The organism is Pseudomonas sp. TUM22785, assembly GCF_028198105.1.
GTDB lineage: Bacteria > Pseudomonadota > Gammaproteobacteria > Pseudomonadales > Pseudomonadaceae > Metapseudomonas > Metapseudomonas solani.
On the sequence record NZ_CP116239.1, the window covers coordinates 3,454,492 to 3,466,209 of the forward strand.

General features: G+C 68.4%; 8 protein-coding genes. All 8 read left to right on the forward strand.

What is annotated here, in order from left to right; all coding sequences use genetic code 11:
• Position 1: 1 nt before the first annotated feature.
• Positions 2-1,417 (forward strand): Y-family DNA polymerase, encoded by a 1,416-nt coding sequence (locus tag PI990_RS15700; protein WP_271661225.1) that lies wholly within the window; start codon positions 2-4, stop codon positions 1,415-1,417.
• Positions 1,414-4,491 (forward strand): error-prone DNA polymerase, encoded by a 3,078-nt coding sequence (locus tag PI990_RS15705; protein ID WP_271661226.1) that lies wholly within the window; start codon positions 1,414-1,416, stop codon positions 4,489-4,491. The genes PI990_RS15700 and PI990_RS15705 overlap by 4 nt, the downstream gene beginning before the upstream one ends.
• 467 nt (positions 4,492-4,958) lie before the next feature.
• Complete coding sequence (locus PI990_RS15710) at positions 4,959-6,203, forward strand: sensor histidine kinase (protein WP_184490507.1); 1,245 nt, start codon at positions 4,959-4,961, stop codon at positions 6,201-6,203.
• A gap of 4 nt (positions 6,204-6,207) precedes the next feature.
• Positions 6,208-7,125 (forward strand): response regulator, encoded by a 918-nt coding sequence (locus PI990_RS15715; RefSeq protein WP_271661227.1) that lies wholly within the window; start codon positions 6,208-6,210, stop codon positions 7,123-7,125.
• A gap of 353 nt (positions 7,126-7,478) precedes the next feature.
• Positions 7,479-9,266 (forward strand): sulfatase-like hydrolase/transferase, encoded by a 1,788-nt coding sequence (locus PI990_RS15720; RefSeq protein WP_271661228.1) that lies wholly within the window; start codon positions 7,479-7,481, stop codon positions 9,264-9,266.
• Between the two features lie 17 nt (positions 9,267-9,283).
• Positions 9,284-10,066, forward strand: coding sequence for a hypothetical protein (locus PI990_RS15725; RefSeq protein ID WP_271661229.1), 783 nt, complete (start codon positions 9,284-9,286; stop codon positions 10,064-10,066).
• A 25-nt stretch (positions 10,067-10,091) separates the two neighbouring features.
• On the forward strand, positions 10,092-10,745 hold the full coding sequence (locus tag PI990_RS15730; RefSeq protein ID WP_271661230.1) for a TetR/AcrR family transcriptional regulator: 654 nt from the start codon (positions 10,092-10,094) through the stop codon (positions 10,743-10,745).
• Between the two features lie 115 nt (positions 10,746-10,860).
• Positions 10,861-11,541: a DUF3313 domain-containing protein gene (locus tag PI990_RS15735; RefSeq protein ID WP_184490404.1), complete on the forward strand. Its 681-nt coding sequence runs from the start codon at positions 10,861-10,863 to the stop codon at positions 11,539-11,541.
• Positions 11,542-11,718: the final 177 nt, after the last annotated feature.

Genomic DNA, 11,718 nt, shown 5'->3' on the forward strand with positions numbered 1-11,718 from the left:
CATGCGCTGGGCCTGCATCCTCCTGCCGCAGCTGGCCCTGGACGCCGTGCTGCGCCGCCGCGACGACCCTGAGGCGCCCCTTGCGCTGCTCACCGGTACGCCCCAGCGCCGCGTGCTGCAGGCGGTGAACCCAGCCGCCCGGGCCCTGGGCCTGCGCGCGGGCATGGGCCTGACCGCTGCCCACGCCCTGACCCGCGATTTCGCCCAGGCCGAGTACAACGCCGCGGAGATCGAGCACTGGCAGCGCTTTCTCGCTGCCTGGGGCTACGGCTTCAGTTCCCATGTGAGCCTGCGCTACCCCCGTGTGCTGCTGGTGGAGATCGCCTCCAGCCTCGGCCTGTTCGGCCCCTGGCCGCGTTTCGAGGCACGCCTGCGCGAAGAGCTGACGGCGCTGGGCTTCCGCCACCGCATCGTCGCGGCCCCCAACCCGGTGGCGGCGCGCATCCTGGCCAACGCCCACGACGGCCTGGCGGTGGCGGAGGGCACAGCCCTGCGTGAGGCCCTGGAGCGTCTCCCGGTAGAGCGTGCCGGCTTCGAGCCCGAGGTGGCCACGGCCCTGGGGCGCATGGGGTTGCGCCGCCTGAAACAGGTGATGACGCTGCCGCGCGACACCCTGGCCAAGCGCTTTCCTGCACGGGTGCTGCAGCACCTGGACGAACTGCAGGGCAGCCGTGCCGTGGTCCTGGACTGCTACCTGCCACCGGATGAATTCAATGGCCGTATCGAGCTGAACTTCGAGGTGGAATCCAACCAGGCGCTGCTGTTCCCCCTGCGCCGGCTCACCGCCGACCTGGCCGCCTTCCTCGCCGGGCGCGACAGCGGCGTGCAGCGTTTCGTATTGCATCTGGAACACGCCAGCCAGGCGGACAGCCAGGTGCCTGTGGGCCTGCTGGGGGCCGAGCGCGACCCGGCGATGCTCTTCGAGCTGGCCCGTGGCCGCCTGGAGCAGCTGCAGGTGGTGGCGCCGGTGCGCGGCATGCGCCTGCAGGCCCGTGACCTGCCGCGCTTCGTGCCCGAGCACCGCGAGCTGTTCGACCCGCGCCCGCAGCAGAACCTGCCCTGGGAGCAATTGCGCGAACGCCTGCGCGCACGCCTGGGGGATGACGCCGTGCGCGGCCTGCAGGCCCACGCCGACCACCGCCCCGAACATGCCTGGCGCCTGGGGGTGGACGGCCTGGCCGGGCCCTTGCTGCAGGGGCCGCCACGGCCCGGCTGGCTGCTGCGCGAGGGCCAGCCGCTGCGCGAGTTCGCGCCGCGCATCCTCGCCGGGCCGGAGCGGGTGGAATCCGGCTGGTGGGATGGCGACGACCAGCGCCGCGACTACTACCAGCTGGAAACCCGTGACGGCCGCCGCGCCTGGGCCTGGTGCCCGGCCGGGGAACTCGGCCCCTTCACCCTGCTGGGCTGGTTCGCATGAGCGCCGGGTACGCCGAGCTGCACTGCCTGTCCAACTTCAGCTTCCAGCGCGGAGCCTCCAGCGCCGCCGAGCTGTTCGAGCGCGCCAAGCAGCAGGGCTACGCCGCCCTGGCGATCACCGACGAATGCACCCTGGCCGGCATCGTGCGGGCCTGGCAGGCCGCCAAGGACAGCGAGCTGCCGCTGATCGTCGGCAGCGAGATGGCCATCGAGCACGGCCCGCGCCTGGTGCTGCTGGTGGAGAACCTGGCCGGCTACCAGCACCTGTGCCGGATCATCACCCGGGCCCGGCGCCGCGCCGCCAAGGGCGAATACCGCCTGCTGGCGGAGGATTTCGACGACGCCCTCGACGGCCTGCTGGCCCTCTGGCTGCCCGGCGAGGCGGCGAACGCAGAGGAAGGCCGCTGGTTGCGCGAGCGCTTCCCCGGCCACTTGTGGCTGGCGGTGGAACTGCACCGCGGCGCCGATGACGCCAGCCGCCTGGCCCGCTTGCAGGCCCTGGCGGCGGAGCTGGGCATTCCCGCCGTGGCAGCCGGCGATGTGCACATGCATGCCCGGGGCCGCCGCGCGCTGCAGGACTGCATGACCGCCATCCGCCACCACTGCACCCTGGCCGAGGCCGGGCAGCGGCTGTTTCCCAATGGCGAGCGGCACCTGCGTTCGCGGGCGGTACTGGAGCGTTTCTACCCGCCGGCGCTGCTGGCCGAGACCCGGGTGATCGCCGCGCGCTGCCGCTTCGACCTCGGCGAGATCAACTACCAGTACCCTCGCGAGCTGGTGGCGGAAGGGCACACGCCGGTGAGCTGGTTGCGCCATCTGGTGGCCGAGGGCATCCCCAAGCGTTGGCCCAAGGGCGCCAGCCCGAAGGCGCTTGAGACGGTGGCGCACGAGCTGTCGCTGATCGAGGAGCTGGGTTACGAGAGCTACTTCCTCACGGTGCACGACATCGTCCGCTTCGCCCGCTCGAAAGGCATCCTCTGCCAGGGGCGCGGCTCGGCGGCCAACTCGGTGGTGTGCTTCGTACTCGGCATCACCGAGCTGGACCCGAGCCGCTTCAACCTGCTGTTCGAGCGCTTCCTGTCCAAGGAGCGCAAGGAGCCGCCGGATATCGATGTCGACTTCGAGCACGAGCGCCGCGAAGAGGTGATGCAGTACGTGTTCCGCCGTTACGGCCGCGGCCGCGCTGCACTCACAGCCGTCGCCAGCACCTACCACGGCACCGGGGCGGTGCGGGATATCGCCAAGGTGCTGGGCCTGCCGCCGGACCAGGTCAACGCCCTGGCCGATTGCTGCGGCAGCTGGAGCGACCACGCACCGCCCGTGGATCGCCTGCTGGAGGCCGGCTTCGACCCGGAAAGCCCGGTGATGCGCCGCGTCCTGGCGCTGACCCATGAACTGATCGGCTTTCCCCGGCATCTGTCGCAACACCCGGGCGGCTTCGTCATCTCCGAAGCGCCGCTGGACACCCTGGTGCCGGTGGAGAACGCCAGCATGGCCGAGCGCACCGTGGTGCAGTGGGACAAGGACGACCTCGACGCTCTGGGCCTGCTCAAGGTGGATGTGCTGGCCCTGGGCATGCTCACCACCCTGCGCCGTTGCTTCGGGCTGATCGAGCGGCATCGGGGCAGGAAATTGACCTTGGCGGGACTGCCTGAGAAAGACGCCGCCACCTACGAAATGATCAGCCGCGCCGACACAATTGGCGTGTTCCAGATCGAATCCCGCGCGCAGATGGCCATGCTGCCGCGCCTGCGGCCCAAAGAGTTCTACGACTTGGTGATACAGGTGGCCATCGTGCGGCCGGGGCCGATCCAGGGGGATATGGTTCATCCCTATTTGCGGCGGCGGAACAAGGAGGAGCCGGAGGATTACCCCTCCGAGGAGTTGCAGACGGTGCTCCAACGCACCCTGGGTGTTCCGCTGTTCCAGGAACAGGTGATGCAGATCGCCATGGTGGCGGCCAAGTACACAGCGGAGGAGGCCGATGGGCTGCGCCGTTCCATGGCCGCCTGGAAGCGCCATGGCGGCCTGGAGCCCCATCGCATCCGCCTGACCGAGCGCATGCTGGAGAGGGGTTACAAGCCCGAGTTCATCGCGCGCATCTTCGAACAGATCAAGGGCTTCGGCAGCTACGGCTTCCCCGAGTCCCACGCCGCCAGCTTCGCCCTGCTGGCCTATGCCAGCAGCTGGCTCAAGTGCCACGAGCCGGCGATCTTCGCCTGTGCCCTGGTGAACAGCTGGCCCATGGGCTTCTACACCCCCGACCAGGTGCTGCAGGACGCCCGCCGCCATGGCATCGAGGTGCGCCCGGTGGATGTGCGCCACAGCGATTGGGATTGCGACCTGGAGCCCGATGCGCGCGGGCGCCTGGCCATCCGCCTGGGGCTGCGCATGGTCAAGGGCTTCAACGAGGAGGCGGCCCAGCGTATCTCCGCTGCACGTGCCCTGCGCGCCTTCGACGACGTGGCCGACCTTTGCCACCGTGCCCGCCTGGATGCCCGCGCCCGTGAACGCCTGGCCGATGCCGGCACCCTGCGCGGCCTGGCCGGCCATCGCCACCGGGCGCGCTGGGCGGTGGCGGCAGTGGAGGAGGAACTGCCGCTGTTCGCCGGCCTGCCGCAGCAGGCGGAACTGCCCGTGGACCTGCCGCTGCCCAGCCGTGGCGAGGACCTGTACGCCGACTACGACACCCTGGGCACCACCCTCGGTCCCCATCCCCTGGCCCTGCTGCGCGGTGCCCTGGCCAAGCGGCGCTGCCGCAGCTCGCGGGACCTGGCCGCCACCGAGCACGGCCAGGGGGTGAGCGTCGCCGGCCTGGTCAAGGGCCGCCAGCGCCCGCAGACCGCCAGCGGGGTGATCTTCGTCACCCTGGAAGACGAGTTCGGCATGGTCAACGTGGTGGTCTGGAACGACATCGCCGTACGCCAGCGCCGCGTGCTGGTGGGCTCGCAGATGCTCCAGGTGGATGGCCGCCTGGAGAGCAAGGACGGCGTGCGCCACCTCATCGCCCGCCGCCTGCACGACCTCACGCCCTTGCTGGAGGGGCTGGATGTGCGCAGCCGGGATTTCCATTGATCGTAGGCATCGTGAAAGCCGCCAGCCCCGCTGGAGCATGAGGGGGTGTAGGGTGGATGGCGCTTTTTTCATCCACCAGCGGTGTTCGGCATGACCTCGAATGGTGGACCGATAAAGCGCGGTCCACCCTACGTCCGAGGTTGGTGCCGAGCCCAACGGTGAGCCGGATGAAGGTCGCCCATGCACAAAGCCGCCAGCCTGAGGGGGCTTGACCGCTGTGGGTGGAGGTCGTTTTTTACCTCCACCAGCGGTGTTTCCGGCGAGCCCGGATGGTGGACGGGTGGGGCGTCGCCCACCCGGCGACTGGCCTGCGAAGCCGGGTGTAAGGGAAATGAGACAGCTGTCACATGATGGCAACCTGGCACTGCTTGAATGGCGCCCATTCTCAGTGGAAGGAGCCTTGGATCATGGCAGCCGAAAGCAGTCTGGCGCGCCTGCTCAAACCCGTTGCGGGGCTGGAACCGGCGATGAGCATCAGCGATGTGGCCGACCGGCTGCTGACCCCGGAACACAAGACCTTCCTCTCCCTGCCGGTGGTGGACGCCGAGGCCCGGCCGCTGGGGCTGGTGAGCCGCTACACGCTGCAGGACATCTTCATGCAGCGCTTCGGTCGCGACCTCTGGGGCCGCCGCCCGGTGAGCGAGGTGATGAACGCCACGCCCCTGGTGCTGAGCCTGGAAATGAGCCTGGAGCAGGCCGCCAAGCAGATCACCGCCGAGCTGCAGTACCCCATCACCGAGGATTTCATCCTGGTGGACGGCGAGGGCCGCTACCAGGGCCTGGGCACCGTGCTCGACCTGCTCAAGGCCATGGAGCTGCGCATCGCCCAGCGCAACCAGGTGCTGCGCAAGGCGCTGGTGGACCTCAAGGAATCCCAGGCCCAGCTGGTGCAGTCGGAGAAGATGGCTTCCCTGGGCCAGATGGTCGCCGGCGTCGCCCATGAGCTGAACACCCCGCTGGGCTACGTGAAGAACAACGTGCAGCTGCTCGACCAGCTCACCGCGCCGCTCACCGGCCTGGCCCGCAGCCAGGCGGCCCTGGCCGATTGCCTGCGTGACCCGGACTGCGACGAGCAGCGCCTGGGCGATGCCCTGGATGCCGCCGCGGCGATGCGCGAGCAGGTGGCGCCGGAGCTGCTGGCCGAGGACCTGCGCCAGCTCTATGGCGACACCCTCTATGGCCTGGAGCAGATCGGCGAGCTGGTGGCCGGGCTCAAGGACTTCGCCCGCCTGGACCGCGCCATGAGCGAGGAAGTGGACCTCAACGACTGCATTCGCAGCGCGCTGCTGATCGCCCGCAACCACATCAAGGACAAGGCCGAGGTGCAGCAGCAGCTGGGCGAACTGCCTCGGGTGGCCTGCGCGCCGTCGCAGATCAACCAGGTGCTGCTCAACCTGCTGACCAACGCCGCCCAGGCCACGGTCGGCTTCGGCCGCATCCAGATCAAGAGCTGGACCGAGGCGGACTGGGTGTGCATCTCGGTGCAGGACAGCGGCTGCGGCATGGCACCGGACGTGGTGCGGCGCATCTTCGATCCCTTCTTCACCACCAAACCGGTGGGCGAGGGCACGGGGCTGGGCCTGTCCATCAGCTACAAGATCATCCAGGACCACGGCGGCAGCATTCGCGTGGCCTCTGAAGTGGGGCGCGGCACGCGCTTCCTCATCCGCCTGCCGCGCGTGCAGGCCCGTGAAATGAAACGGAGCGCCTGACCCCATGACTTCGCCCATCCGCGTGATGTTCATCGACGACGAGGAACGCATCCTGCGCAGCCTCGCCATGCAGTTCCGCCGTGACTACGAAGTGCTCACCGAGAGCGACCCGTTGCGCGCCCTGGAGCGCCTGGCCAAGGAGCCGGTGCATATCGTCGTCAGCGACCAGCGCATGCCGCAGATGAGCGGCGCCGAGCTGCTGACCCAGGTGCGCGAGATGGCGCCGGACTGCCTGCGCATCCTGCTCACCGGCTACTCCGACCTGGATGCGGCGGTGGAAGCGCTGAACAGCGGCGGCATCTTCCGCTACCTGACCAAGCCCTGGGACCCGCAGGAAATGGCCTTCACCCTGCGCCAGGCGGCGGAGATCGCCGGGCGCCAGGTTGCCGCCCCGGCCGCACCCTTGCCGGCTGCCACGAAGACCGTTGCATTGAGCGTTCTGCTGCTGGACGACGACCCGGAAACCCTGGCCAGCGTCGCCGACTTCTGCATGGGCGGCGGCCATCGCCTGCTGCGCCCGCACAACCTGGCCGAGGCGGTGGGCCTGCTCAACGACGAGCCGGTGGACCTGCTGGTGGGCGACCTGACGTTTGCCGGGGAAGACACCGCGCCCCTGCTCAAATCCCTGGCCCAGGCCCACCCGCGCCTGCTGAGCCTGGTGGTGACGCCGTTCCGCGACACCCAGGCACTGCTCAAGCTGATCAACGAGGCGCAGATCTTCCGTTACCTGCCCAAGCCGATCCGCCGCGGGCTGTTCGAGAAGGGCCTCAAGGCCGCCGCCGACCAGGCCCAGGCCTGGCGTGCGCAACCGCAGCAGGCCCTGGCCCGCCAGGCCGAGGCGCCCCGCGAGGCGCGCGAACGGGAGAAGGTGGGCAGCCTGCTGGGGATGCTCGGGCGGCTGCGGGAGCGGTTGAGCGCCTGAGTGCTCTGCGGCGGCAGACGGGCGGCCATACCGCGCGTGCTGCCGGCCAGAGAGTCCGCTCGCAGCGCGGGCATAAAGTTCCTGCCTTTCGTCCGCATTTATCTACCGCTTATCGTGTCGACTGACATCAAGGCGCCACCAACCGGTTGAGCGCTTCCTACAGTTTTTCCCAATTAAATTGATGACTTAGCCCCCGTTCCACGCGGCCTTGAAAAAGCGTCAAACAACCGTATGACGCGGCCGTGGAGGGATTGCACGATTCTCGAAATGAACTAGAACTCCAAAATGACAATTCGTACAGTTCGACGCGTAAAGCGACGTCGGACATTGACCGGTTGGCTAGGAGAAGAATCGTGGCAGTCGACAAGCAAGATGAGACCCAGGACGAAGGCGGTGTTTCCCGGCGGCTGTTCCTGGGCATGGCGGGGGTGACCCTGGCGGCCTCGGTGCTGCCCAATGCGGCACAGGCCACCAGCGCCTCGGCGTCGCGCCCGAAAGCGGCTGCGACGGGCAAGCGCGCCGGCAGCCCGAACGTGCTGTTCATCTTCACCGACCAGGAGCGTTTCTCCCGCACCCTGCATGAGGACCTGGCCCTCAGCGGCCACCAGCGCCTGATGGACAGCGGCACCACCTTCCACAACCACTACAGCTCGGCGGTGATGTGCACCAGCTCCCGCGCGGTGCTGATGACCGGCCTGCAGACCGCGGACAACGGCATGTTCGAGAACGTCGACATGCCCTACGTGAAGCCCCTCTCCACCGCCACCCCAACCATCGGCCACATGCTCCGCAAGCACGGCTACTACACCGCCTACAAGGGCAAGTGGCACCTGGACCGCGCCTTCGATCCGGACGCCCCGGAGCGCCTGTTCACCCGTGAGATGGATGCCTACGGCTTCTCCGACTACGCCTGGCCCGGTGACGTGCTGACCCACACCCTGGGCGGCTACCAGAACGACCACATGATCGCCGGCAGTGCCATCTCCTGGCTGCGTGGCACCGGCAAGGCGCTGGCCGACGAGGGCAAGCCCTGGTCGCTGTTCGTCAGCCTGGTGAACCCCCACGACATCATGTACTTCAACACCGACCAGGGCGCCGAGCAGGTGCAGGACAACGGCAGGCTGATGATGCCGGCGGCGCGCGCACCGAAGCACCCGGCGTACGAGAAGCGCTGGTCCCTGCCGCTGGCCGCCACCCGCTACCAGAGCCTGACCGAGGCCGGCCGACCCAAGGCCCACGGCGAGTTCGACCGCGCCTGGGGCTACACCCTGGGGCACATCCCCAACGAGGACGCCCGCTGGCGGCGCTTCAACGATTTCTACTACAACTCCCTGGTCTCGGTGGACAGCCAGCTCAACCGCCTGCTCGACGAGCTGGACCAGCTCGGCCTGGACCAGAACACCCTCGTGATCTTCACCTCCGACCACGGCGAAATGGGCGGCGCCCATGGCCTGCGAGGCAAGGGCCCGTTCGCCTACGAGGAGTCCGTCCACGTGCCGATGATCATCCGCCACCCGGACGTGCAGGGCGGGCAGCGCTGCCTGTCGCTGACCAGCCACCTCGACCTGGTGCCCTCGGTGCTGTCGCTGTGCGGGCTCGATGCGGGCAAGGTGGCCGACGTCGCCGGCCGCGACCTGCCGGGGCACGACATCTCCCGCGCGCTGAACAATGTCCAGGCCAGTGGGCTGCACACCGTGCGTGAGCAGATCCTCTTCACCTACAGCGGCATCGCCACCAACGACAGCGAGCTGATCCGCATCGTCTCCGAAGGCCGCACCCGGGGCGTGCCACCCAACGTGGCGATGCAGGAGGCCGGCTACCGCCCCGACCTGAAGAAGCGCGGCAGCCTGCGTACGGTGTTCGACGGGCGCCACAAGTTCACCCGCTACTTCGCACCGGTGGAGCGCAACACCCCCACCACCCTGGAAACGCTGCAGCGCTGGAACGAACTGGAACTGTTCGACCTGGCGGCCGACCCGCTGGAGAAGACCAACCTCGCCGCCTCGGCGGACGGAGCGCTGCTGATGGCGCTCAACGCCAAGCTCAACACCGTGATGGCGGCCGAGTTCGGCGCCGACGACGGCCGCGAGATGCCCGACTTCAAGGGCATCGACTGGGCCATCTCCAGCATCGACCTCTGAACGCCAGGAGCCTGCAGATGGACGCACGCCACGTTCTCGTCCTCGCCACCCTGCTGCTGGGTGGTGCGATCACCAGCGTTTCCACCCAGGCGGCCGACAGTGCCGATCCCGATGCCTGGGCGGTGAAGATCAACCCCTACCTCTGGGCCACCCGCATGCACGGCAGCACCCGGATCCGCGACCTGCCCGAGGCCCAGGTGGACATGAGCTTCTCCGACATCCTCCATACCCTGGATGCCGGCTTCATGGGGGCCATGGAGTTCCAGAAAGGCCGCTGGGGCATCCTCGTCGACAGCCTGTACATGAAGACCTCCGACTCGGTAGGCGTCGCCTCGCCCGGCGGGCGCGCCAGGGTGGACGCCGACATGACCACCAGCCAACTGATGCTCTCTAGTGCGCTTGCCTACAGATGGCTAGACTCGCCAGTCGTTTCGGACGGCTTCGTCGGCATTCGCTACAACCGCATCAAGGCGTCCCTCGACCTGGATGCCGCCGTATTCGGGGCCACGGCCGAGCTGGACCACACCCAGAGCGTCGACTGGGTCGAGCCCTTCATCGGCATGCGCGGGCGCGTCCCGCTGACCCATGAGGTGGCGGTGGTGGCCAGCGGCGATGTCGGCGGGTTCGGGCTCGGCTCCGACCTGACCACCCAGGCGTCGCTGGGGCTGTCCTGGATGCTGAGCGACCCGTTCGAGGCGGAAATGGGGTTCCGCTACATGAAGGTCGACTACGACAAGGGCGACTTCGTCTACGACATGGAAAACGAGGGCCCCTACCTCGGGATGTCCTATCACTTCTAGGAGGCTTCGATGCATCAGGTGGCACGTGCCTGATCACCGCACCAAGGTGGGCGCCGAGCGCCGCCAGCGTACCCGTCGCAAGCTGGTCCTCACCGCATTCCGCCTGCTGGCGGAGCGGGGTATCGACGAGCCGATCATCGACCTGGTGATCCGTCAGGCGGAGCTGTCGCGAGGCACCTTCTACAACCACTTCCGCTCGGAACGGGAGCTGTTCCTGGCGGTGGCGGCGGAGGTGAGCGTGGAGATCATCGGCTCGGTCGACCCGATCGTGCTCCGCCACGACAACCCGGCCGTGCGCATGGCCTGTGGCGTGACCTTGTGCGTGAAGCTGGCGCGGCGTTATCCGGTCATCGCCGCGTTTCTCGCCAAGGGCGGCGCCCAGGCGGTGTTTGCGGGCGGTGCGGCCATGGCGGTGATCGGCCGCGAAGTGCTCGACGGGCGCGAGCAGGGGTTGTTCAAGGTGCAGGAGACATCGCTGGCGATCGACCTGGTGCTCGGTCCGGTGCTCTGCACTTTCGGCACCCTGTTGCAGCGGGAGGTCGACGAGGTCTACATCCAGACGCTGGCCAGAAGCATCCTCCTGGCACTGGGGCTGGAGCCGCAGCTGGCCGAGCAGGCCAGTCGGATCGACTTCGGCGAACCCGAGCCCGCAGCGGATTCGATTTTCCGGGAGCTGTAGCCGCTTCCCGGCTGTTTTTGATGCAGGTTTCAACGAAACGGGGCGCGGCCACGGCAGGGCGCCGGCTTCCGCACACCCCGAAAACGACCGTTTCACCCCCCGGAGGAACACCCGCATGAACCCGATCCGCACGCTGCTCCCCGTTGTCCTGGCCGTTGGTGTTGCCCTTGGCGGCTGCACCAGCAAGACCGTGAGCCAGGACCAGTATTCCGGCTTCCTTTCCAGCTACGAAGGCTTGCAGAGCGCGCGTTCCGCCTCGGGCGTGCCGGTGATGCGCTGGGTGGACCCCGGCTTCGACCTGTCCCGCTATGACAGCCTGGTGCTGCAACCGCTGGGCTTCTACCCGCAACCCAAGCCCGATGCGCGGGTCGACCAGGCCACCCTGGATGCCGTGCTGGCCCGTGCCAACCAGCAGATGGCCGCCGCCCTGGCCCAGCGCCTGCCGCTAGTGCGCCCCGAGCAGGCCGGCCCACGTACCCTGGTGTTCCGTGGCGCCATCACCGGTGTCGCCGCCGAGAACCAGGGCCTGCGTCCCTACGAGGTGCTGCCGATCGCCCTGGTACTGGGCGGCGCCATGGCCGCCACCGGCGAGCGCGACCAGAACACCGAGCTGTTCCTCGAAGGCGAACTGGTGGACAACGCCTCCGGCAAGTCGGTGTTGCGCCTGGTGCGCAAGGGCTTCGGCAAAACCCTGAGCAACGACCGGCAGAAGGTCACCGCCGCCGACCTTGCTCCGGTGATCGACCAGCTCACCCGCGACGCCCTGCAGTTCCAGACCGCCAAGGCCGCGCAGTAGCCCCCTCCGCAAGGCCATCGACCGCCCCGGGCCACGGCCCGGGTGCAACCCGAGGTGCTACCCACAGAAACCGTGGATGACTCTGTGGATAACCTGGGTGCGGATGGGTGCAGGCCACGAGCTTCGGGCGCTGTAGCGGGGTGGTGGTTTTATGACCGCTCGTCAGGGATGAGCGGC